General features: G+C 63.4%; 22 protein-coding genes, 1 tRNA gene and 1 pseudogene. 6 read left to right on the forward strand and 18 right to left on the reverse strand.

The window, feature by feature from the left end; all coding sequences use genetic code 11:
- Positions 1-15: 15 nt before the first annotated feature.
- From CXR43_RS03760 to CXR43_RS03815, 12 genes and pseudogenes are all read right to left on the reverse strand, one after another.
- A pseudogene (locus tag CXR43_RS03760) lies at positions 16-498 on the reverse strand (prepilin peptidase); the annotation flags it as partial.
- A 45-nt stretch (positions 499-543) separates the two neighbouring features.
- Positions 544-1,389, reverse strand: a complete 846-nt coding sequence (locus CXR43_RS03765; protein WP_103332660.1) for a tetratricopeptide repeat protein — start codon at positions 1,387-1,389, stop codon at positions 544-546.
- A 37-nt stretch (positions 1,390-1,426) separates the two neighbouring features.
- Positions 1,427-2,014 carry a tetratricopeptide repeat protein gene (locus CXR43_RS03770; RefSeq protein ID WP_435530780.1) on the reverse strand — a complete coding sequence of 196 codons (588 nt, stop codon included), beginning with the start codon at positions 2,012-2,014 and terminating at the stop codon, positions 1,427-1,429.
- A complete protein-coding gene (locus CXR43_RS03775; protein WP_103332661.1) occupies positions 2,004-2,984 on the reverse strand; it encodes a type II secretion system F family protein in 981 nt (326 codons plus the stop codon). The genes CXR43_RS03770 and CXR43_RS03775 overlap by 11 nt, the downstream gene beginning before the upstream one ends.
- A 9-nt stretch (positions 2,985-2,993) precedes the next feature.
- Positions 2,994-3,962: a type II secretion system F family protein gene (locus CXR43_RS03780; protein ID WP_103332662.1), complete on the reverse strand. Its 969-nt coding sequence runs from the start codon at positions 3,960-3,962 to the stop codon at positions 2,994-2,996.
- Between the two features lie 11 nt (positions 3,963-3,973).
- Positions 3,974-5,434: a TadA family conjugal transfer-associated ATPase gene (locus CXR43_RS03785; protein WP_103332663.1), complete on the reverse strand. Its 1,461-nt coding sequence runs from the start codon at positions 5,432-5,434 to the stop codon at positions 3,974-3,976.
- Between the two features lie 21 nt (positions 5,435-5,455).
- Entirely contained in the window at positions 5,456-6,754 is a 1,299-nt protein-coding gene (locus CXR43_RS03790) for an AAA family ATPase (RefSeq protein ID WP_103332664.1), read from the reverse strand.
- 310 nt (positions 6,755-7,064) lie between these two features.
- Positions 7,065-7,721 (reverse strand): OmpA family protein, encoded by a 657-nt coding sequence (locus tag CXR43_RS03795; RefSeq protein WP_103332665.1) that lies wholly within the window; start codon positions 7,719-7,721, stop codon positions 7,065-7,067.
- Positions 7,722-7,726: 5 nt separating this feature from the next.
- The gene (locus CXR43_RS03800) at positions 7,727-9,121 is read right to left on the reverse strand and encodes a type II and III secretion system protein family protein (RefSeq protein WP_103332816.1); all 1,395 of its coding nucleotides are present in this window, start codon (positions 9,119-9,121) and stop codon (positions 7,727-7,729) included.
- 202 nt (positions 9,122-9,323) lie between these two features.
- Positions 9,324-10,163, reverse strand: coding sequence for a Flp pilus assembly protein CpaB (gene cpaB / locus CXR43_RS03805; protein WP_103332666.1), 840 nt, complete (start codon positions 10,161-10,163; stop codon positions 9,324-9,326).
- 65 nt (positions 10,164-10,228) lie between these two features.
- Positions 10,229-10,435, reverse strand: a complete 207-nt coding sequence (locus CXR43_RS03810) for a pilus assembly protein (protein WP_103332667.1) — start codon at positions 10,433-10,435, stop codon at positions 10,229-10,231.
- 191 nt (positions 10,436-10,626) lie between these two features.
- Positions 10,627-10,818, reverse strand: a complete 192-nt coding sequence (locus CXR43_RS03815; protein WP_103332668.1) for a Flp family type IVb pilin — start codon at positions 10,816-10,818, stop codon at positions 10,627-10,629.
- Between the two features lie 360 nt (positions 10,819-11,178).
- On the opposite strand from CXR43_RS03815, the gene CXR43_RS03820 reads away from it, so the two are divergent.
- On the forward strand, positions 11,179-12,051 hold the full coding sequence (locus tag CXR43_RS03820; RefSeq protein ID WP_103332669.1) for a lytic transglycosylase domain-containing protein: 873 nt from the start codon (positions 11,179-11,181) through the stop codon (positions 12,049-12,051).
- Positions 12,052-12,146: 95 nt separating this feature from the next.
- On the opposite strand, the gene CXR43_RS03825 is transcribed toward CXR43_RS03820, so the two are convergent.
- Genes CXR43_RS03825 through CXR43_RS03835 form a run of 3 tightly spaced genes read right to left on the reverse strand, consistent with a single transcriptional unit; the run spans position 12,147 to position 13,760 of the window.
- Positions 12,147-12,440 carry a GNAT family N-acetyltransferase gene (locus CXR43_RS03825; protein ID WP_246831264.1) on the reverse strand — a complete coding sequence of 98 codons (294 nt, stop codon included), beginning with the start codon at positions 12,438-12,440 and terminating at the stop codon, positions 12,147-12,149.
- Positions 12,430-13,056 carry a 3-oxoacid CoA-transferase subunit B gene (locus CXR43_RS03830; protein WP_103332671.1) on the reverse strand — a complete coding sequence of 209 codons (627 nt, stop codon included), beginning with the start codon at positions 13,054-13,056 and terminating at the stop codon, positions 12,430-12,432. The genes CXR43_RS03825 and CXR43_RS03830 overlap by 11 nt, the downstream gene beginning before the upstream one ends.
- The gene (locus CXR43_RS03835; protein ID WP_103332672.1) at positions 13,056-13,760 is read right to left on the reverse strand and encodes a CoA transferase subunit A; all 705 of its coding nucleotides are present in this window, start codon (positions 13,758-13,760) and stop codon (positions 13,056-13,058) included. The genes CXR43_RS03830 and CXR43_RS03835 overlap by 1 nt, the downstream gene beginning before the upstream one ends.
- 158 nt (positions 13,761-13,918) lie before the next feature.
- Between CXR43_RS03835 and CXR43_RS03840 the strand changes: the two genes are divergently transcribed.
- Positions 13,919-14,004, forward strand: a tRNA-Leu gene (locus CXR43_RS03840).
- Positions 14,005-14,191: 187 nt separating this feature from the next.
- On the opposite strand, the gene CXR43_RS03845 is transcribed toward CXR43_RS03840, so the two are convergent.
- A complete protein-coding gene (locus CXR43_RS03845) occupies positions 14,192-14,656 on the reverse strand; it encodes an Lrp/AsnC family transcriptional regulator (protein WP_103332673.1) in 465 nt (154 codons plus the stop codon).
- Between the two features lie 103 nt (positions 14,657-14,759).
- On the opposite strand from CXR43_RS03845, the gene putA reads away from it, so the two are divergent.
- Together putA and CXR43_RS03855 are read left to right on the forward strand one after the other, a co-directional pair.
- On the forward strand, positions 14,760-18,218 hold the full coding sequence (gene putA, locus CXR43_RS03850) for a bifunctional proline dehydrogenase/L-glutamate gamma-semialdehyde dehydrogenase PutA (protein WP_103332674.1): 3,459 nt from the start codon (positions 14,760-14,762) through the stop codon (positions 18,216-18,218).
- A 188-nt stretch (positions 18,219-18,406) separates the two neighbouring features.
- Positions 18,407-19,147, forward strand: coding sequence for a rhomboid family intramembrane serine protease (locus CXR43_RS03855; protein WP_103332675.1), 741 nt, complete (start codon positions 18,407-18,409; stop codon positions 19,145-19,147).
- A 33-nt stretch (positions 19,148-19,180) separates the two neighbouring features.
- Here CXR43_RS03855 and CXR43_RS03860 read toward each other — a convergent pair whose 3' ends face one another.
- A complete protein-coding gene (locus CXR43_RS03860) occupies positions 19,181-19,975 on the reverse strand; it encodes an inositol monophosphatase family protein (RefSeq protein WP_103332676.1) in 795 nt (264 codons plus the stop codon).
- Positions 19,976-20,223: 248 nt separating this feature from the next.
- Between CXR43_RS03860 and CXR43_RS18025 the strand changes: the two genes are divergently transcribed.
- The gene (locus tag CXR43_RS18025; protein ID WP_246831265.1) at positions 20,224-20,742 is read left to right on the forward strand and encodes a VPLPA-CTERM sorting domain-containing protein; all 519 of its coding nucleotides are present in this window, start codon (positions 20,224-20,226) and stop codon (positions 20,740-20,742) included.
- 74 nt (positions 20,743-20,816) lie between these two features.
- On the opposite strand, the gene CXR43_RS03870 is transcribed toward CXR43_RS18025, so the two are convergent.
- Entirely contained in the window at positions 20,817-21,722 is a 906-nt protein-coding gene (locus CXR43_RS03870; RefSeq protein ID WP_103332677.1) for a LysR family transcriptional regulator, read from the reverse strand.
- A gap of 87 nt (positions 21,723-21,809) precedes the next feature.
- Here CXR43_RS03870 and metF point away from each other — a divergent pair, with 87 nt between their 5' ends.
- Complete coding sequence (gene metF, locus CXR43_RS03875) at positions 21,810-22,676, forward strand: methylenetetrahydrofolate reductase [NAD(P)H] (protein ID WP_103332817.1); 867 nt, start codon at positions 21,810-21,812, stop codon at positions 22,674-22,676.
- The last annotated feature ends 161 nt before the right edge of the window (positions 22,677-22,837 follow it).

Genomic DNA, 22,837 nt, shown 5'->3' on the forward strand with positions numbered 1-22,837 from the left:
TGGCTGAAGCCTGCTCTAGGATGCGCCCGCAATTGTGAGCAAAAGATGGAAAATCAGTGTCCCGGCAAGGGCGAGGCCCATCGGAAAGTCGCGGCTGGTCCAGCTGATCCAGTCGGGAGTGGCCCTGCGGACAAAGCCGATGCGTCGGATGATCCGGTGCACGACAAAGGCACCGATCAGGCAGGTTGCGGCCAGAAGGAACACATAGCGCCAGTCGGCCCCGACAAAGAAGGGTGCCATGGCGGTGGCGAATTTGGCGTCTCCGCCGCCGACAAGGCGCAAGGCGTTGGCCAGAAAACCGATCACCAGCGTGATGGCGGCAAGCACCCAGCCCCAAGCCCAGGATTGCAGCGGGAAGCCGGACAGAGCCACGACCGCCAGACCCACCACAAGCCAGACTGCCAGCAGGGCGATCATGGTCTTGTTGGGGATCTTCATCAGCTTCATGTCTGACCAGGCCACCCATCCGCCGATGAACAGGGCAAAGGGCAAAAAGGCAAGGGCGGCAGGGGCCGTCAGCGGGGCAAGGGTCGGAAACATGCCTCAGGCCTCAAGTGCAGCCAGCGCGCGGGCGGCGGTTTCAAAGTGCTGCGGATGGGTTTCCACCGCTTCGCGCAACAACTGCCGGCCGGTGCTGACATCGCCTTGCTTGATGGCGGTCAGCGCCATGGTGTAGAGCAGTTCCGCCTTTTCAGCCTGGCTCATCTTGACCACGGGCAATTCGTATTTGCGCTGCGCGCCGCGGGCCAGCACCAGATTATTCTTGGTGGTAAAGGTGTTGGGGTCAAAGGTCAGGGCCTGCACGAACAGCCGCTCGGCGCCTGGCGCATCGCCGCGCGTCAGCTTGGAAAAGCCCCAGTTGTTCAGCACGCCCGACGGTTTGGTGGTCAGCCCGGCGGCGATTTCATAAAAGCTGTCGGCCTTGGCCCAGTTCTTCTTGCTGTCGGCGATCATCGCTTCCAGCCGGTAGCGTTCAAAGGTCTCATGGGTGGGCGGAACCTTGTTCAGTTCGGCCTCTGCTGCGGGCCATTCATTGGCACGGATCAGGGCATCGGCCAGCGAGACGCGGTCCTCATTGGTGACTTCCGGATGCGCGGTCACGCTGCGCCAGGCACCTGCCGCCTCGGTCGGGCGTCCGGCCCGCACCAGCGATTTGGCAAGGCCGCGTTTCAGATCGATCCGGTCGGGGTTCTGCTCGGCGGTGCGCTGGAAATAGGCCACGGCTTCTTCGGGGTCGCCCACGGTCAGCATGATGTCGGACAGGTTGGACTCGTCGATGACGTTCACGTCCTTCAACGCGCGCTGCACTTCGGCATCGGGGGATTTCTGGCACGCACTCAGGGCAACCGCGCCCGAAAGGCACAGTGCCGCAACGATCGGTCGGCGCATTTATGCGTCCTCTTTGACTGCTCCGGCCCTTGGCCCGCTACAGTTCGGACAGCAACTCATAGGTGCTGTAGCCGCGCCGAACGAGGGTGAACCGTGATGTTTCCTCGGGCTCAGCATACATGGCATCTTCACTTTTTGCGATGGCACGCATCAGGTTTTCGCGGATCATGTCCGTTTGGCCACTATCTGCGGCAAAGGCGCGCTGGAAGAACAGCCGCGCCTCGCCGTAATTGCCGCGTTCCATCAGCACGACGCCAAGATTGTTCAGCGCCGGCACAAAATCCGGCTCTTCGACCACGGCTTTGCGCAACAGGTCTTCGGACTGGTTCAACCGGCCAAGGTGCAGGTTGGCAGAGCCAAGGGCCGACAGGACATCGGCGGTGAAGCCCTGTTCGCCCGCCGCGCGCAGATAGGCCTTGAGTGCGAGGTCATATTCCTGCGCCGCCATCAGCCGATGGCCGACAATCAGCCCGTCGACGGATTGCTCATTCGGATCGACGCCGAAGCCCATATCGCGCGCGCCAAACAGCCCACCCCCGCCTGTTGTGCCACAGGCGGCAATGGCAAGGGTCAGCGCCAGTGCAGCGCCTGCAGATAAACGGATGCGCGAAATATCAACCTCCACCCCCCATCTTGCCGGCAAAGCCTGCCAAAGACGGTCCGATCAGGATAACCAGAAGCGGCGGCAGGGTGAAGAGCATTGTGCCCAGCGTCAACTTGGTGGGGATTGTGTTGGCCTTTTCCTCGGCGCGCATGATGCGTTTGTCACGCATTTCCGCCGAATAGACCCGCAACGCATCGGCGATAGAGGTGCCGAAGCTGGCCGACTGGATCAGTGTGGTGACGAAAGAGGTGATGTCGGGCAGGCCCACACGCTCGGACATGTCGCGCAGAACGGCGATGCGTTCCTTGCCGGCCTTGACCTCTTGCGCCACCGTTTCAAATTCCTCGGCCAGGGCAGGGTATCCGTTGCGGGCCTCATTGCCCACACGGATGATCGACTGATCCAGCGATTGCCCGGCCTCGACACAGACCAGCATCATGTCCAGCGCGTCGGGGAAACCTTCGGTGATCTGCTGCTGGCGTTCGGCAATGCGCCGGGTGATCCAGTAGACCGGGGCGTAATAGCCGACGGCGGCAGGCAGGATGGTGTAGAGCACCATGGTCTGGGTGGTCAGTTCGGTCTGGGCCGATTTGAGCAGGCTGTACAGCAGGCCCAGCACCAGAATGCCGATCCCCATTGCAAACTGTGAAAAGTGGAAGATCCGCACGGCCCCCTTGCCGCGATAGCCCGCGCGCAGAAGTTTCAGCCGTGTGGCGGAGAGTTCCTCGGCGCTTTGCGGCTCCAGGTAGGTGGCGAAACGCTCCAGCTTGTCGGCCTTGGACGGGCCGCCCCGGCGCAGCTTTTCCACCGTGTCCGTCGCCTTGCCGGTGCGCAGGGCGCGAATATTGTCCAGCGGATCTTTCTTCTTTTGCAGCAGTGTCGGCAGCGCCACGATGATCAGCAAAAGCCCGACGCCGCCAAGCGCCAGCAGCGGCCCCATCGGACCCAGAAGATCGGTCAGCAGGGTGTTGATTTGAGAGAATATCTGCATCTGCAGCCCCTAGACTTTGATGGTCGTCATAATCTTCATGTAGAAGACGTTGATGGTCAGCATGACGCCGACAAAGATTCCCGCCGGTACAAAGGCCGCAGTATCCTTGACCTCTGCGTAGTAATTCGGGTCGACCATGTTGATCGCAACCAGCGCCCCCAGCGGGAAGGCAGACAGGAACGTGCCAGACCATTTCGCTTCGGCGGTGATGGCCTTGACGCGGCGGAACAGCTTGTAACGCGCCCGCACCACCTTTCCCAGCCCTTCGAGGATTTCGGCCAGGTTGCCGCCCGCCTGCTGCTGGATCGCGACGGCGACGGCAAGGAACCGCAGATCCTGATTGTCCATCCGCTCGGCAAAGGCCTTGAGGCTGTCGGCAACATTGCGGCCATAGGCGGCTTCGTCCGCGATCATGCCGAATTCGGTGCCAAGCGGATCCGAGACCTCTTTTGCCACGATCCCGATGGCCGAGGCAAAGGGGTGACCGACGCGCAGGGACCGGACCATCAGCTCGATCGCTTCGGCCAGCTGTTCCTCCATCTTGGCGATGCGTGTCTTGGCCTTCTTGTTGACCCAGAAATATACCCCGCCCACGCCCATGATCACCGCAATGGCAATGCGGATCGGGGTATCAACGGCGGTGCCGACGGTCAGCCCGGCAAAGGCAAAGACCGTGACCAGCGCCATGATGCCGATCAGTTGTTTGGGGGAGAAGGCGATATTGGCCTTTTGCGCCTTGTCGGCCAACAGGGAATAAAGCGGAATGCCGCGCGACGACATGTGCTGGCTCATCTCCTTGCGGAGCTGTTCCAGAACCTGTTCGCGGTTGCTGTTTTTCTGCATCAAGGCCAGACGGCGGCTGACCCGGCTGTCCATGCTGATGGATTTGCCGAAAACGGTCAGATACAGGCCTTCGACCAGCACCACGACCGCGACGAAGATCAGAATATAGATCAGGGGTGCTGCTGAAATTTCCATGGTGCGGCCCCTCAGCCAATCGGTTCATAGATGGACGCGGGCAGATCATAGCCCCATTGCCGGAAACGGTCGGAATAGGCCGAGCGGATGCCGGTGGCGTTGAACCGGCCGATGATCTTGCCATTGCCCTCGACGCCCAGCCGTTCGTAGCGGAAGATTTCCTGCATCGAGATGACCTCGCCTTCCATGCCGGTGATTTCGGTGATGCTGACCATGCGGCGCGAGCCGTCCTGCAGGCGGCTGGCCTGCACGATCAGGTTCACAGCCGAAGAGATCTGGCTGCGCATCGCCTTGATCGGCATGTCGATGCCAGACATCGCGATCATGTTTTCCAACCGGCTGATGCCGTCGCGGGCCGAGTTGGCGTGGATGGTGGTCATCGATCCGTCGTGGCCGGTGTTCATGGCCTGCAGCATGTCGATGACTTCTTCACCCCGCGTTTCCCCCACGATGATCCGGTCAGGCCGCATCCGCAGCGCGTTGCGCAGACAGTCGCGTTGGGTCACCGCGCCCTTGCCCTCGACATTGGGCGGGCGGCTTTCCATACGGCCGACATGGACCTGTTGCAACTGAAGTTCGGCGGTGTCTTCGATGGTCAGGATGCGCTCGGAATTGTCGATGAAGGAGGACAGCGCGTTGAGCGTGGTGGTCTTGCCCGACCCTGTCCCGCCCGAGACGATCACATTCAGCCGGGTTGCCACGGCCGCCTGCAGATAGGCGGCCATTTCCTCGGTAAAGGCCCCGAAACGCACCAGATCGGCGATGCCCAGCTTGTCTTTCTTGAATTTGCGGATCGACACCAGCGACCCGTCCACCGCGACCGGCGGCACCATGCAGTTGAACCGGGATCCATCGGCAAGGCGGGCGTCGCAATAGGGGTTGGATTCATCTACCCGACGGCCCACGGCGGATACGATCTTGTCGATGATCCGCAGAAGGTGGCGCTCATCTTTGAAGGTGATGTCGGTCAGGGACAGCTTGCCGCCGCGTTCCACAAAGATGCGCTTGGGGCCGTTGACCAGAATATCGTTGACGGTATCGTCTTTCAGCAAGGCTTCCAGCGGGCCAAGGCCCATGACCTCGTCATATAGTTCCTGATGCAGCACCTGGCGGTCCTGCGTGTTCAGCGCCACGCTCATTTCGTCCAGCGCTTCGGCGGTGATCGAGGCAATTTCCAGTTTCAGGCTGGCTTCGGACGCCTTTTCCAGCGCCGACAGATTCAGGTTGTCCAGCAGACGCTTGTGAAGCTCGACCTTGAGCTCCATGATCTTGTCTTTGCGCTTCTTTTCCTTGTCGGATGCCATCGTTTCGGCAGCCGTTTTCGGGGGCGGAGCCGAAGCCATCGGGCGCGCAGAGAGCGTGACCGGCTTGGGCGCCGGTGCGGCAGGTGGGGCCACCGGGCCCGATGATGTGACGGGCTTCAGCCCGGTGGGTGCCGGGCCGCTCTCGGGCTTCTTGAATCGCGAAAACATCGGTATGCCCCCTTGGCCCGATCAGGCCTTGCCAGACTCCACGCCCTTGTTCAGGTCGTGCAGCGACTTGGCGAGTTTCTGGATTTCCTTGCGCAGCGGGTTCTTTGCCGCGGTCTCTGCAAGCGGCAGGCCGTGATCATTGGCCTGCGTGACCTGCACACTGCCATCGGGCAGTTGCAGTTCGATTGTGATATCAAGGCTTTCCGCCATGCGCTTGACCCGGCTTTTGCCCGACAGATCGGTGAACTTCGGCGCGCGGTTCAGCACGTAGCGCAGCTTTTCATGCGGCAGGGCTTCGGCCTTCAGCGCGCGGATCAGGCGCAGGATGTTCTGGGCTGAGCGCAGGTCAAGTTCCAGCAGCGCGAAATAGACATGGGCGCGGGTCAGGATGGCTTCGGTCCAGACCACGATGGTCTTGGGCATGTCGATGATGACATAGTCAAAATTGGCCGCCGCCATGTCAACGATCCGGCCGATGTCTTCGGGCCCGATGATATCGAGCGGCAACATGTCGGCCGGCGCGGTAAAGACGTGCAGGCGGTCGTTGAAGGTCAGCATCGACTGCAGGAACGTGTCGCTGTCGACGCTGGCGGTATCGGACAACACTTCGAACACGATTTCCTTGCGTGGCAGGTCCAGATAGGTGGCGGCCGACCCATATTGGAAATCGAAATCCAGCAGGCAGACGCGGGGCGCGTCGGTTTTCGACAGGCTTGCCAGTTCCCATGCAAGGTTGACGGCAAATGTTGACGCGCCGGTACCGCCCGCCAGGCCGTGAACCGGCAGCACCACGCCTTCGCGGTCACCCTTGGCCTTGAATTTCGGCGTCTGGACCACTTCGGGCTCGGGGTCTGGCACAAGCGATATGGTTGGCGCAGCACTGGGGGTAGCGGTGACCGGCACCGGGACGGCGGCCTGCCGCAGACGTTCGATGGCATCCTGCAACGCGCCGTCTGGCAGCGGATAGGGCAGGAAATCATCGCCCCCCAGACGCAGCAGCTGATGCAGCACCATGGGGCCGATCTGATCGGCGATCAGCAGCACCTTGATATTCTGAGCCTTTGCCGTCTGAACGATCTCGGCAATACGGGCCAGGTCAGCCTCGTCTTCGGCGTCGACGGCGATGGCCACGAACTCCAGCGTGCCTGCTTCCGGCTGAGCCATGAATTGTACGGCATCTTCAAACGACAGATCGCCCCAGCTTTCGCCAAGGGCATTTTCCATGTCATCGATCAGCAGTTCGAAATTCTGCACGTCCCGCGATATGGTGCAGGCCTTGATCGGTGCGGGATCTGGTTGAAGGGTTGCCACGCTGGTCATCTCGCCTCTTGTCCTTCCCGAAGACGGAGCCGGTGCAGGGCGTGCCCAGAGGCGACATCAACCCAGATCTGCTCCGGAGCCGTGCAGGCCATCGCCCGCGACTGTTTCCATTGTCTCTAGGAATGCTAGAGAATGGTGGCAGGAATGGGGCTAAAAGATCGTGATTCTTTGATATTTGGGAGGACGGCAGCACAGAAATCTGCATGACCCCCGGTCCATAAAAAAAGGAGGCCTGGTTTGGCCCCCTTTTTCACTGTTTTCTGCCGTGCAACAGTGCGCTGATGGCGCACCCGCCGGCTTTGGTGACAGGTCATTGGCCCGGATCGACCTGGGTGCGCACCTGCGTGGTTGGGGCGATCGGCCGGACCGCACTTGCGACGTATTCGCGGAAGATGACTTCGGCATATTTTCCGTTGAGCGGCGCGCTCCGGCCTCTGTGGAACCCGGCCACTTCGGTCACCGTGCGGCGGTTCGCCTCTTCGGGGCCTTGGGTGGCAACGACCGGACGGGTCTTGCCATAAGACACCAAAGCCTCCAGCCGCTGGGGGCTTATGCCCTGACTGGCGAAGAATGCCACCACAGCTTGTGCGCGGCGCTTGCCAAGGGCCTGATTGTAGCTGTTCGACCCAACCAGATCGGTGTGGCCATAGACCGAAAACCGCAGTTCGGGGAACTGGCGGATCCAGTCGGCCTGACGGGCCAGCACCTGCCGCGCTTCGGGCGTCAGCTGGGCGCTGTTGAAGGCGAAGGTAACCGTGCTGGGCACTTCTGCCCGGAACCGGACGTTGAGTTGCTGGGTCGCGTTGATTTCGCCCGACATGATGGCGGCGTTGTTGCGGGTGACAGAGCCATAGCCGCCCTCGTCGATCTCATACCCCAACTGCCGGTCAAAGGCCGGAGAGGATGTGCAGGCGGCCAATCCGGTGACCAGCAAGAGGCTGAGCATGGCGGTGGAGAGTCTGAGCATCGGCCTTACTCCATCACATAGCCATAGGAGGTGCTGAAATCTTGCCGCGCCACCTCACCTGCGGCACCGCGCTGCGGCCCGACAACCGACCCGTTCAGGAAAAATTCCCGCTCTGTCGGCAGGCGGACGCGATCTGTCGGCAGGGCATAGACATCACCGCGGGTCGGCGTCACCAGATGCGGGGTGATGATGATCACCAGTTCCGACTGGTTGCGCTGATAATCCGAGCTGCGGAACAGCGCTCCAAGGATCGGCACATCACCGATCCAGGGCAACTGGTTGTTCAGGTTGCGGAAATCGTCCTGCAACAGACCGGCGATCGCGAAACTTTCGCCGTCGCGCATTTCCACTGTTGTCGATGTCTCGCGGCGTTTGAAGGCATTGATCGAGAAACCGCCCGATTCGATCGAGATGGTGGTGTCGATGGATGAAACGGCGGCATTGAGCTGCAGGTTGATGATATCGCCATCTACAACCGTGGGCGTAAAGCTCAGCTCGACGCCGAACGGCTTGTACTCCACCGCCACGCCATCGTCGCTCAGCACCGGGATGGGATATTCGCCGCCGCCCAGGAACCGTGCCTCTTGCCCCGAAAGGGCGGTCAGGTTCGGTTCGGCCAGCGTGCGCACGACGCCTTTCGACTCCAGCGCCTCCAACAGCACGGCAAATTGGACCGAGCCGGCATTGAAGCCAATGTTGAGTGCGCCCCGCGTGCCCGGAGCGGTGGTGATCGGACCGCCGATGCTGTTGCCCGGCGAAAGGAAAGTGCCGGTTTCGCCGGCGCTGATGTTGCGGCCACCGTTCTGCGCGGCCAGTGACACCCCGAGGTTCTTTGAAACCGAGCGCTGCATTTCGGCAAAGCGGACCTTGAGCATCACCTGCTGGGTGCCGCCCACGCTCATCAGGTTGGACACGCGTTCGGGCGCATAGCGGTTGGCCAGATCCAACGCGCGGTCAAGTTTGGCGGTCGATGACACCACGCCGGACAGCACGATGCCGTCATTGGCGGTGCGCACCTCGATCGGCTCGCCGGGCAGAATCTGCTGCAGGCGTTCCTTGAACTCGGCAATATCGGGGGTGACATGCACATCGACGTTGGAAATCAGCCGCCCGTCAGGGGCCAGCAGCGTCAGCGTGGTGCGGCCCGGCGTCTTGCCCAGCACATAGATCGAGCGGTCCGACAGGGTGGAGATATCGGCAATGCCGGGGTTGGCGATGGAGAGTTCGGCAAAGGGCGTGTCGCTTTCAACCACCACGGCACGGTTCATCGGCACCTGCAGCGGTTGCGAAACAGAGCCACGCATCACGCGCAGCGTTTCTGCCGAAGCGGCACCCGTCAGCACGGTGGTGGACAAGGCCGCAGCCATCAGGCCCGCCCTTAAAAGGATACTCATGCTCATGTGACCTGCCCTTTCGATCACGCCTCTTTCCGGGTCTTTTCGCCCGTATTTTTAACGAAGATGCCTGCAAAGCCGTTTTTTTGCAAGAATCAAACGCTTATTGGTCAAAGCTTATGTGGATAAGGTGCAACAGGGCGCAACAGATCGGCCAAAGTGACAGGACAGCCACCAGATAAGGTGCTGCCCATAGTCAGAGCCGGTGTCAGTTCGTGCAGGGAATCGGCACCTCGACCCGTTCACTGCCGCTGCGTTGGATGACCGTGCAGACCTTTTCTGCCTCGACCTGGACCACTTCCTGGTTTTGAATGTTCAGCAACTCGCGGCTGTTGATCTCGATGGTTTCGGTGACGCTGTCATCGCCGGAGCCGACCAGAGACAGGGCCAGACGTCCCGTCGCCTGGGCCTGTGCCAGACGGGCGACCTGTGACGGTGTGGCGGCCACAGTGACTGTGCGGGCAACCGTTGCCCCGGCACTGGCATCAGCCTGCTGGTCCACTGCGATGATCCGGGTAGAACTTTCGATCAGCCGGGTGATTTCACCCCCCGTGCCGTCGACGGCCCCTGTCCAGTAGACATCCACCCGGTCGCCGGGCTGCACAAAGCCAGACACGCCCGATGACACATCGACATTGATGGCAAAGGCGCGCATGCCCTTGGCAATCTGGCCGGTCAGGCCAGCCCCCTTGCCGGGGTCTGTGACCTTGGAGGTGAGGATCGGTTCAAACTTGTCCATCTGGCGCAGAATATAGCGGCGATCCTCGACCCCGGCGGGGAACAACACGGCCTCATCGCTGAACACGCCTTCGGGAAGCGAGTTTTGGGGCCAATAGACCAGCTGCACGTCTTCGGGCGTCAGCTCTTCCCCGTAATTCTTGGTCTTGGTGACCACATAGACCTGAACAATCGGGCCGACCTTGGCCCGCAGCTCGCGTTCCTGTTCCAGCTGCGTCTGCGTCTGGCCGATGTAACCTTTCGCCAGATAGACGGCACTGCCCGCGAGGGCGACCCCTGCCACAAGCACCAGTCCGAACATGCCGCGCATTCAAATACCCTTTCCAGCGATAAGCGGGGGTGCAGACTGCGCCGCCGCTCCGTGTTCCTGGCGCTTTATGGCCGCGCCTGTGCCTCAGTGATGAACGACACGATCGTCGAACCGACCGCTGCAAAAATCTGCGGCGTCATAAGCGTGGCGATCGTCAGCGCAAGACCGGCAACAGCAACGGTCAAAACCACCCAATCGACGGTCACCGCACCGGTTTCGTCGGTCCAGAACCGGATCAGGCGGCGAGAGTGCGGGATCGAGAGAGATCTCATGATACTGGCCCCTTGTTGAGGTGTCCAAGTTGTAAGGTCATGCACTGCTGCCGACCCGCAATGTGTCTGAGGGTCTTGGGACACCTGCCCAAATCCGCAACGCACATCGCAGACGAGAAAGGGCGCGGACCGGAACACCGGTCCGCGCCCTGAGGCTCAACCGGACAACGAAAGGTTGTCCCGCTCAGCTCTTATGGTGCGGGCGTACGGGTTGCCGCGGTGGTGATGTCGGTAGCGATCACGCCACCAGCGGTGCTGATTGGCTCACGGAGCTGGTTGATCACCAGCAGGCCCAGGCCCACGACGGCGGCGGTCAGAACGACCCAGTCAACGGTCACTGCGCCGGATTCGTCATTTGCGAAGTTCTTGATCATGTTCAGCATGGTGGTTCTCTCTTTTCAGTGTTGCTTTGGTTGGTTGCACCGCGCGGCGTCTTTGTCGGTCTGGCCTCTGTTCCGTTCCGTCTTCCGTTCGGTATGACCCTGTTTTGATCTGCAACGGTGGCAACATCTGGGCAGGTATCGGGTGTTTTTCGGATTCGCGGCGATTTCCATAATTTTTTTGTCAAGCCTATGAAATAGGACAATTTTATTTTTTGCCTTGAAGGATCTCTTCCTCTGATTGTCCGGCAATTGCGGCAAATTCGCCAGATTTGCGGATGGATTTCTGCCAATGGATGGTCTGACAGGCGAAGTCGTGTCACTCTGGGACCAACAAAAACAACAGACAGGCATCGAGCAGCGATGCGATTCATGGCAGGACTATTGGCTGCGGGCCTGGGTCTGGCGCCCATCATGGGTGTGGCACAGGGATTGAGCGGCGAACGCGACTTCTCGTTCAAGCGGGTCAAGGTCGGCGAAGCGGTGGGCAAGGGCCGGATCGTGCAGATCGACCCGGTAGAGCAGGCGCGGCTGCTGGCGCTTGCGCCCAAGGTGGTTCCCCGCACGCCGACAGCCGAGGCGGATACGGGGGCGGCCCCGGTCTCGCCCGGAGCGCTGACACAGATTGCGCCGCGCGGGGCAAGCTATGACTGGTTCTGGCAGACCGTGCCCACCAGCCGGGCGGCGGTGGCAGATCGTTTCCCGCTGGCGATGGCCACCCTGTCGAGGGGGCCGCAGGGCAGTGCGGTGACCGCCCCCCGCCTGCAGCACATGCAGGGCATTGCCGCACAATATGGCAAGCACATCCTGTCAGCCACCATCGGCACCGAAGTGTCGCCCGCGCTGGTGCTGGCGGTGATCGGGGTGGAAAGTGCAGGCCGCGCCGATGCGGTGTCTTCTGCCGGGGCGCAGGGGCTGATGCAGCTGATCCCGGCGACGGCGACGCGGTTCGGGGTGGCGGATTCAACCGATCCCGCCCAGAACATCAAGGGGGGGGTGGCCTATCTGGACTGGCTGCTGAAAGAGTTCAACCGCGACCCGCTGATGGTGCTGGCCGCCTATAACGCGGGCGAAGGCGCGGTGCGGGCCAATGACGGCGTGCCGCCCTATGCCGAAACGCGCGACTATGTGCCCAAGGTGCTGGCGGCCTGGCAGGTGTCACAAGGGCTGTGCCTGACGCCGCCGGAGCTGGTGACCGACCCTTGCGTGTTCAAGGTGATCTCGGCGGGCGGTTGAGGGCGCGCCTGGGGCTGATGCTGAAAGGGGGGGCTCGCCCCCCCTCGGCGCTTCGCGCCTCACCCCCCGAGGATATTTTTGAACAGATAATGGGCTCAGGCCGCGAAGACATCGGCCCATTCGGGGTGTTTGCGGCGCTGTGCGTTCACGAAGGGGCAGAGTGGCACGATCTTGATGCCGCGGGCACGGGCGTCATTTACCATATACTCCACAAGCGCCACACCCGCCCCGGTGCCGCGCAGGGCATCGGGGACGCCGGTATGATCGGCAATGATCAGGCTGGGGGTGGTGACCGAGAAGGTGATCTCTGCCTCTGCCCCCTCCTGGCGCAGCACATAGCGGCCCTTGGAGCCGTGATCTTCGCGGCGGAAGCGAGGGTCAGTTGACAAGGGTGGCTTCCGTCGCGGCGCGCAGGTCGGCCTCAGAGACGCCATCGGCAAGTTCCACCAGTTTCAGGCCGCCCGGGACGACGTCTAGCACGCCAAGATTGGTGATGATGCGGTCGACCACTGCCTTGCCGGTCAGGGGAAGTGTGCAGGATTTCAGCACCTTGGACTCGCCATGCTTGGACGTGTGGTCCATGACCACGACAACGCGGCCCACGCCGGCGACAAGGTCCATCGCCCCGCCCATGCCCTTGACCAGCTTGCCCGGGATCATCCAGTTGGCCAGATCGCCGTTTTCCGCCACTTCCATGGCACCCAGGATTGCCATGGCGATCTTGCCGCCGCGGATCATGGCGAAGGACTGGGCCGAGTCGAAAAAGGCGGTCTGCGGCAGTTCGGTGATGGTCTGCTTGCCGGCGTTGATCAGGTCGGCATCCTCTTCGCCTTCAAAGGGGAAGGGGCCCATGCCGAGCATGCCGTTTTCCGATTGCAGGGTGACGTTGACGCCTGCGGGGATGTAATTCGACACCAGCGTCGGGATGCCGATGCCGAGGTTGACGTACCAGCCATCCTGAAGTTCCTGTGCCGCGCGGGCGGCCATCTGGTTTCGGTCCCACATTACACGGATTCCTTTTTGCGGACAGTGCGTTGTTCGATGCGTTTTTCGTGCTGGCCCTGGATGATGCGGTGCACATAGATGCCGGGCAGGTGGATGTGGTCCGGGTCAAGTGCGCCCAGCGGCACGATTTCTTCGACTTCCACCACGCAGATCTTGCCGCAGGTGGCGGCAGGCGGGTTGAAGTTGCGGGCGGTCTTGCGGAAGATCAGGTTGCCGGACGGGTCGGCTTTCCATGCCTTGACGATGGACAGGTCGGCGACGATGCCGCGTTCCATGATGTAGTCCTGACCGTCAAAATTCATCACCGGCTTGCCTTCGGCAATCACCGTGCCGACGCCGGTCTTGGTGTAGAACCCTGGGATGCCCGCCCCGCCGGCGCGCATGCGTTCGGCCAGCGTGCCTTGCGGATTGAACTCCAGCTCCAGCTCTCCGCTCAGATATTGTCGCATGAATTCAGCGTTTTCGCCGACGTAGGAGCTGATCATCTTCTTGACCTGACGGGTTTCCAGCAGCAGGCCAAGGCCAAAGCCATCGACGCCTGCGTTGTTGGAGGCGACGGTCAGATCCTTGGTGCCTGCGTCCCGAATCGCGGCGATCAGCAGTTCGGGGATGCCGCACAGGCCAAAGCCCCCCGCCGCAATGAGCATTCCGTCAAACAGCACCCCGTCGAGTGCCGATCTGGCATCTGGATAGACCTTTTGCATGCTGACCCTTCCCGCAAAATTGGTGCTGTCATAAAGCGGGGGAACCGGGGCGGTGTCAATTGCCGCAGGGCAGCGAAAAGCGGATGCGGTCTGGCAAGCGGGTTTCGCCTTGCCCCCCCTTTCCCCTGCCGCCCGCTGCGTTATGCTGGTGCGGCGCTGCCCGCGTGGTGAAATGGTAGACACATGAGACTTAAAATCTCCCGATCGCAAGGTCGTGCCGGTTCAAGTCCGGCCGCGGGCACCAGCGTTTCAGGGCTGCGAAGGCGGGCCGGGGGGTGGAGGGCGGAAATCGTCACAAGCCGCTGAAATGACATGAAATTTCAGGTATGATTTGCATCTGGTCCACGTCTGGTTTGGGTATGGTTTACGTCATGACGTGTGTGCGGTGATGCCGGGGCCTTGCAGGTCTGATCCGGGGGCAGCGGGCACCGTCAGATCGGGCCTTCCTTGACCGATTCCATCGCCACATAGGTTGAGGTGTTCGCCACATGCGGCAGGGCCGAGATGCGTTCTGCCAGCACGCGGCGGTAGGCCTGAATATCGGCCGTGCGCACCTTGAGCAGATAGTCGAAGCGGCTGGCGATCATGTGGCATTGTTCGACCTCGGGCAGCAGCATCACCGCCTTGTTGAAGGCTTGCAGCGCGGCTTCGCGGGTGTCGGACAGTTTGACCTCGACAAAGGCGACATGGGCTTGCCCCATCTTGATCGGGTCCAGCCCCGCGCGGTAGCCGGTGATCACGCCCGCCTCTTCCAGCCGTTTCATCCTTGCTTGCGTCGGGCTTTTGGACAGGCCGATGCGGCGGGCGAGTTCGACGGCGCTGATCCGGCCCTCGGATGACAGGATGCGCAGGATGGCATGGTCGAAGCGGTCCAGAGGGGCTTGGTCAGAGTGCATGGGGCTTTCCCTGATTTGCGGGCGGAATGGCTGTGCCAATCATCATAATCGGGACAACAGCCTTTGGGTAGCGCGGTATGATCGGCCAAACAGGAGATGCCAGATGCCGCGCGATTCCCACACCTCCCCCCTTGAGATCATTCGGAATGAGGCGTTGCGGGATGAGGCAGCGCTGGTCCGCGCGCTGAGTGCCGAGGCCGGTCTGTCGCCAGAGGCGCGGGCGGCGATATCGGCGGAGGGGGCCGATCTGGTGACCCGCATCCGCCGCAGCGCCAAGCCCGGGCTGATGGAGGTGTTTCTGGCCGAATACGGGCTGTCCACCGATGAGGGCATCGCGCTGATGTGTCTGGCCGAGGCGCTGCTGCGGGTGCCCGATGCCGAGACCATGGATGCGCTGATCGAGGACAAGATCGCGCCGAGCGACTGGGGGCGGCATCTGGGGCGGTCGGCGTCCAGTCTGGTGAACGCGTCCACATGGGCCTTGATGCTGACCGGCAAGGTGCTGGAAGAGCGCGAGCCGGGGGTGGCGGGGCATCTGCGCGCGGCGGTGAAGCGTCTGGGTGAGCCGGTGATACGGCGCGCGGTGGCGCAGGCGATGAAGGAGATGGGCCGCAATTTCGTGCTGGGCGAGACGATCGAGCGGGCGATGGACCGGGCGCGCGAGCTGGAGGGCAAGGGCTATACCTACAGCTATGACATGCTGGGGGAGGCGGCGCGGACCGAAGCCGATGCGCGGCGCTATCATCTGGCTTATTCGAAGGCGATTTCCGCCATTGCCGGGGCGGCCAAGGGCCATGACATCCGCGCCAATCCGGGGATTTCGGTGAAGCTGTCGGCGCTGCATCCGCGCTATGAGGTGGCCAAGCGGGGCCGGGTCATGGCGGAGCTGGTGCCACGGGTGCGCGCCTTGGCCGGGTTGGCGCGGGCGGCGGGGCTGGGCTTCAACATCGACGCGGAAGAGGCCGACCGGCTGGAGCTGTCGCTGGAGGTGATCGAGGCGGTGCTGGAAGATCCGGCGCTGGCGGGCTGGGACGGGTTTGGCGTGGTGGTGCAGGCTTATGGCCGGCGCGCGGGGGCGGTGATCGACTGGCTGCATGACACGGCGCAGCGCTTGGACCGCAAGCTGATGGTGCGCCTGGTGAAGGGCGCCTATTGGGACGCCGAGGTGAAGCGGGCGCAGGTGCTGGGGCTGGAGAGCTTTCCGGTGTTTACCCGGAAAGAGGCAACGGACGTGTCCTACATCGCCAATGCCCGCAAGCTCTTGGGGATGACCGGGCGGATCTATCCGCAATTTGCCACGCATAACGCGCATACGGTGGCGGCGGTGCTGCATATGGCGGGGGAGATGGGCGTGGAGGCGATGGGCTATGAGTTCCAGCGCCTGCATGGCATGGGCGAACGGCTGCATGACATTGTGCTGACCGGGCGGGGCACGCGCTGCCGGATCTATGCACCGGTGGGGGCGCATCGGGATTTGCTGGCTTACCTCGTGCGGCGCTTGTTGGAGAACGGGGCGAACAGCAGTTTCGTCAACCAGATTGTCGATGAGGAGGTGCCGCCCGCGCGGGTGGCGGCCTGTCCGCTGACGGCTGCCGAGGGGCTGAGCCTGCCCAACAAGGCGCTGCTGACCGGGCCCGGGTTGTTCGGCTCGCGGCGCAATGCACGCGGCTTTGATCTGACGGCGGCGCCCGATCTGGCGGCGATCGGGGCGGCGCGGGCACCGTACAAGGAGGCGCTGTTCGAGGCGGGGCCGACGCTGGCGGGCCGCGCGGCAGGCGGGCTGCGGCAGGAGGTGGTCAATCCGGCGACGGGGGCGCGGGTGGGGTTTGTGACTCAGGCGGGCGCGCCGGATGTGGAGACCGCGCTGCGGCTGGCCGAGCCTTGGGCGGCAGATCCGCAGGTGCGGGCAGAGGTGCTGCGCCGGGCGGCGGATCTGTATGAGGCAGAGTTCGGGGCGATTTTTGCGCTGCTGGCGCGCGAGGCCGGCAAGACGCAGGCCGATGCGGTGGCGGAACTGCGGGAGGCGGTGGATTTCCTGCGCTATTACGCCGATGGGGCCGGGGCCTTGGCGCATGGCGCGCGGGGCGTGTTTGCCTGCATCAGCCCGTGGAATTTTCCGCTGGCGATTTTCACCGGGCAGATTGCGGCGGCGCTGGCGGCGGGCAATGCGGTGCTGGCCAAACCGGCCGAGCAGACTCCGCTGATTGCAGGCTTTGCGGTGGGGCTGTTGCACAAGGCCGGGGTGCCGGTGAGTGCCTTGCAGCTGCTGCCCGGCGATGGCGCGGTGGGCGCTATGCTGACGCGGGATGCGCGGGTGGCGGGGGTGGCCTTTACCGGCGGCACCGATACGGCGCTGAAGATCCGGGCCAGCATGGCCGAGCATCTGGACCCGGGCGCGCCGCTGATTGCCGAGACGGGGGGCTTGAACGCGATGCTGGTGGACAGCACGGCGCTGCCCGAACAGGCGGTGCGCGACATTCTGGCGTCAAGCTTCCAGTCGGCGGGGCAGAGATGCTCGGCCTTGCGCTGCCTTTATGTGCAGGAGGATATCGCGGAGACGGTGCTGGAGATGCTGTTTGGCGCGATGGAGGATCTGGCCTTGGGCGATCCGTGGGATCTGGCGACCGATGTGGGGCCGGTGATTGATGGGCAGGCGCAGGCGGGGATTGTGGAGTATGTGGGCCGCGCGCGGGCCGAGGGACGGGTGTTGAAGGAGATCGGGGCGCCCAAGAGTGGCACCTTTGTCGGGCCGGTGGTGATCAAGGTGCCGGGGATTGCGGCGATGCCGCGTGAGATCTTTGGCCCGGTGCTGCATGTGGCAACCTTCCGGGCGGCGGATCTGGACAAGGTGACAGATGCGGTGAATGCCACCGGCTATGGGCTGACCTTCGGCTTGCACACGCGGATCGACGACCGGGTGCAGCAGATGCTGGGGGCGCTGCGGGTGGGCAATATCTATGTCAACCGCAACCAGATTGGCGCGGTGGTGGGCAGCCAGCCCTTTGGCGGCGAAGGGCTGTCGGGCACCGGACCCAAGGCGGGCGGGCCGCATTACCTGCACCGGTTTACGGCGGCCCCCGCCCCGCTGGCGGGCGAGACGGGCGGCGCGGCGGTGGTCACGACGGGCGCAGAGCTGCGCGCGGCGCTGGGCGCGCCCCGGGCCGTGCCTGCGCCGGTGACGCTTGATCTGCCGGGGCCGACGGGGGAGTCGAACCGGCTGACCTGCGTGGCGCGCGCGCCGGTGCTGTGCCTTGGGCCGACGGCGGCGCAGGCGATGGCGCAGGCGACCGCGGTGCGGGCGCTGGGCGGCGTGGCGGTGGAGGTGCCGGGGTTGGACCCGGCCGCGCTGACCGGGGTGGAGGGGGTCTCGGGCGCGATCTGGTGGGGGGATGCCGGCGTGGCGCGCGCCTGCGCCCGGGCGCTGGCCGCACGGCCCGGCCCGATTCTGCCGCTGATCACCGGCCGGCCCGATGTGGGGCATGTGGTGCTGGAGCGGCATGCCTGTATCGACACCACGGCCTCGGGCGGCAATGCGCAGCTGCTGGCAGAGGTCGCGGGCTGAGGCGGCGGATCTGACGGAGCGGCTGCGCCGCCTTGTCTTTGCCTCGTCGCGCGGCTGCGCCGCGTCTCCTCAGGCGGCGCTGCCTGCGCGATGCGTCTTTGGCACAGGTGCTGCATGGTGCGGGGCTGCGGATCTGTCGCGGCTGCGCGGGCTTGACGGGGGCGGGGCGATGGGAAAGGTTGTCGCCCATGTTTCCCATCCGCGATCACAACCCGTCAGGGCGCTGGCCCTATGTCACCTATGTGCTGATCGCTGCGAATGTGGCGGTTTTCGCGCTGGTCAACCTGAGCCTGGACGAGCGGGATCTGGCCTATTTCTTCTATGACTGGGGGTTCGTGCCGCGGTTCGTGACCGAAGGCCTGAGCCTGCAGGGCGTGGTCACCCATATGTTCCTGCATGGCGGCTGGATGCATCTTCTGGGCAACATGTTGTTCTTGTTCATCTTCGGGGACAATCTGGAAGATGAGATGGGCCATGCCGGCTTTGCGCTGTTTTATGCCCTGTCCGGGCTGGCGGCGGTTGCGCTGCAATATGGGGCGGACCCGGGGTCGGACATTCCGATGGTGGGCGCGTCGGGGGCGATTGCCGGGGTGATGGGGGGATATCTGCTGCTGTTTCCCAAGGCGCGGGTGGATGTGCTGATCATCATCGTGATCTTTTTCCGCATCGTGCCGATTCCGGCCTGGCTGGTGCTGGGGCTGTGGTTCGGGCTGCAGCTGGTCAATGGGGCGATGACCCCGCTGGACGGCGGCGGCGTGGCCTATTGGGCGCATGTGGGGGGCTTTGTGGCCGGGGGGCTGTTGACGCTGCCGGTCTGGCTGCGGCGCGGCGGCTTTGGCTTCTGGAGCCGCACCCATGGCGTGCCGCCGCACCCCGAGGCGCGCTATGCGCGCTCGCGGGTGCCGCAGGTGCCACGCAGGCCGCGGTAGCGGCCGCGCGGGCCCGGCGTCGGCCGTCAGCTGTCAGCTGTCGTTGCGGATGATCTTGCGGAACGATTCGAACAGCGCCTCGTTGCCGGCGATCAGACTGCCGTCTTCGAGCGGGTCCTGGGTTTCGCGGATGCCGGTGACCATGCCGCCAGCCTCTTTGACCAGGAGGATGCCGCCGGCCACGTCCCAGGGCTGCAATTCGCGTTCCCAATACCCGTCAAACCGGCCTGCGGCGACATAGGCGAGGTCAAGCGCGGCGGACCCCCAGCGGCGGACCCCGGCGCAGGCGGGCATCAGGCGGGCCAGATCCTGCAGGGTGGCGGGCAGGGTTTTCTTGGCGCCAAAGGGCACGCCGGTGGCAAATACCGCCTCGGACATGCTGCGGCGGCCCGAGACGCGGATGCGGCGGCTGTCGTTGAGCCAGGCGCCCGAGCCTTTTTCGGCCCAGAACATTTCATCCTTGGCGGCGTCATAGACCACCGAAGACACGATCTCGCCCTTGTGTTCCAGACCGATGGACACCGACCAATGCGGCATGCCGTGCAGGAAGTTGGTGGTGCCATCCAATGGGTCGACGATCCAGCGGCGGGTGGGATCTGCCCCGGCGCTGGCCCCGGTTTCCTCCCCCAGCCAGCCATAGGTGGGGCGGGCCCCCATCAGGTCTTCCTTGATCATCCGCTCGGCCTCGCGGTCGGCTTTGGAGACAAAGTCGCCCGGGCCTTTGGTGGAAACCTGAAGGTTTTCAACCTCGCGGAAGTCTTTGACCAGCGAGCGACCCGCACGGCGCGCGGCCTTGATCATCAGGTTGAGGTTGGCGCTGCCTTGCATCGTGGGACTCCGGGTAGGTTCAAACGCCTGCGTATAGGGCGGTCGGCCGCGCAAGGAAAGGGGGCGTGCTGCGGGCGGCCCCAAATAGCCGGGGCAATGTGGAAAGGTGGCGTGACGAATCGTTAGTAAACTGTTATCAACTTTCCGTGCGCTTCCGATTTTTTTCCTTTTACCGTGATGTGAGGTTAACAAGTATGAAGAAAATTAAGTCTGTACTCGCCGCACTTTGCCTTGCAGGTTTGCCTGCCATGACGAGCGCGGCCACCGTTGACGTTGTCGAGGCACCGTCGGGGTTTTTCGTTCCCGATCCTTCGCTCGTGTATTCAGGCACATATTGGCGTGGCGCTGACCAGGATTGGTCCTGGACCCATGGTGCCATTGCGGCGGGCTTTACCACGGCCTCGCTGTTGATCAGCGCCTTTGATGTCGACTTCGAATTTGGCGAGTTCGATGAGATCTTTGCCATGGATGACGGCGTCTGGGTGTCGCTTGGGCTTCTTGCCGGCGCAAGTGACGTTTTTGCCTTCACCGAGTTTGATCTGGCGTCCAACTTCTTTGATGATATCGCAGAAGGGCTGAATGTCCGGATCGATATTGATACAGGCAATTCGGGCTGGTTGGTGACGCTTAGCAAATCGGTGATCACCACCGATGGCGCGGCCCCTCCGCCGCCTGATCCGGGCGTTGTGCCTCTGCCGGCTGCGGGTTGGTTGATGCTTGCGGGTCTGGGTGGGCTTGCGGCCGTGCGGCGGCGCAAATCGGTCTGACCTGACCCGGTTACAGGGTAAAGCTGCAAAGCCCGGCGCGGATGTGCCGGGCTTTGTCTTGTGCGGGACCGGGATCAGCCGCGTTGCAGCTTGACCGGTTCGGAGCGGCCCAGTTTCAGGAAATGCGCCATGAAAGGCTTGGCGGCATCCTCATCGCGGGTGGCTGCGAACAGGCGTTTGGTCACGGTCTGGGGGCCGAGCGGGCGGGTGACGTAATCGGCGTTGCTTTTGATGTCGCGCAGCACCCAGTCGGGCAAGACCGACACGCCGCGGTTGGAGCCGACGAGCATCAGGATAACCGCCGTCAGTTCCACCGGGCGCTGGCCGCGGGGTTCGACCTTGGCGGGGGTCAGCAGTTCGGTGAAGACATCGAGCTTGTCGCGGCCCACCGGATAGGTGATCAGCACCTGATCGCGGAAATCCTCGGCCGCGATGAAGGGTTTGGCGGCGAGCGGGTTCTGGGCGGAGGCGAGGAACACCGGGTGGTAGTCGAACAGCGGGTTGTAGGTCAGGCCGGCCAAGGGTTCGGGGTTCGAGGTGATGACCAGATCGACCTCTTCGCGCAAAAGCGCGGGAAAACTGTCAAAGGCCAGCCCGGCGCGGATGTCAACGTCGACTTCCGGCCAGGCCTGACGGAACTGTTCAAGCACCGGGAACAGCCAGTCGAAACAGGCGTGGCACTGGATGGCGATGTGCAGCCGCCCGGTCTTGCCAGAGCGGAGCGCGCGGAACTCTTCTTCCATCAGCTCGATTTCCGGCAAGATGCGGTCGGCGGCGCGCAACATCCGCACGCCTGCCGCTGACAGGCGCATGGGTTTGGACCGGCGCACGAACAGCTCCATCCCGGCCTGATCTTCCAGATTGGCGACCTGATGCGACAGGGCGGACTGGGTCATGTTGAGCAGATCGGCGGCCCGGGCGAGCCCGCCGGCCTGATGGATGGCGCGGATGGTGCGCAGGTGGCGAAGTTCGATGTACATGAGGGGAACCACATGATGATGGTGAAGTTTATGAATTTGTCTCACATCGCCGAATCTGCGACAAGAGGGCATCACAAGGAGAAGACCATGGCCACGCCGCGCATCTCGTTCGAGTTTTTCCCGCCCCAGACGCTGGACGCATCGTTCCGTCTTTGGGAAACCGTGCAGGCGCTGGCCCCGATGCAACCGGAGTTCGTGTCGGTGACCTATGGCGCGGGCGGCACGACGCGCAAGCTGACACATGAGGCGGTGACGGCGATCGGCAAGAATTACGGGCTGAACGTGGCGGCGCATCTGACCTGCGTGGATGCGACGCGGGCCGAGACGCTGGAGATTGCGGCGGCCTATGCCGAGGCGGGCGTGACCGAGATCGTGGCGCTGCGTGGCGATGCGCCCAAAGGGGCGGAGCGGTTTACCGCGCATCCCGATGGGTTTGCGTCGTCAGTGGAGCTGATCGAGGCGCTTGCCGCCACCGGGAAATTCAAGCTGCGCGTTGGGGCCTATCCGGAGCCGCACCCGGATGCGGCCGACAGCCTTGCCGATGTGCGCTGGCTCAAGCGCAAGATCGATGCGGGGGCGACCAGCGCCATTACCCAGTTTTTCTTTGATGCCGATACGTTCTTTCGCTTCCGCGATCTGTGCGTGAAGGAGGGGATCACGGCATCGATCATTCCGGGCATCCTGCCGATCACCAGCTGGGCGGGGGCGAAGAAATTCGCGCAGCGCTGCGGATCAGAGGTGCCGGCGCGGCTGGATGAGGCGTTCACCACTGCGGCGCGGGACGGGCGCGAGGAGTTGTATGCGCTGGCCCATTGCACCCAGCTTTGCGACAACCTGCTGCAAGGCGGGGTTGAGGATCTGCACTTTTACACCCTGAACCGCCCGCACCTGACCCGCGAAGTGGTGCGCGCCTTGGGAATCCAGCAGGACGTGGTTCTGGAAAAGGTTGCCTGAGCACAGGCTGACGGCGTCTCCCTGAGGCCCTTGCCCCTTGCGGCATGGGCCTCTTTTTTTGCTGTGGGGGCCGCCCTGTTGGCACAGGTTGCAGAGCCGCCTGTGCAAATGCGGGTTTCCTGTCGCGCGCGGCATGGATAGCATGGTGTCCATTGCAAAGA

The sequence above is a fragment of the Pseudotabrizicola formosa genome (assembly GCF_002900965.1).
In the GTDB taxonomy this organism is placed as follows: domain Bacteria; phylum Pseudomonadota; class Alphaproteobacteria; order Rhodobacterales; family Rhodobacteraceae; genus Pseudotabrizicola; species Pseudotabrizicola formosa.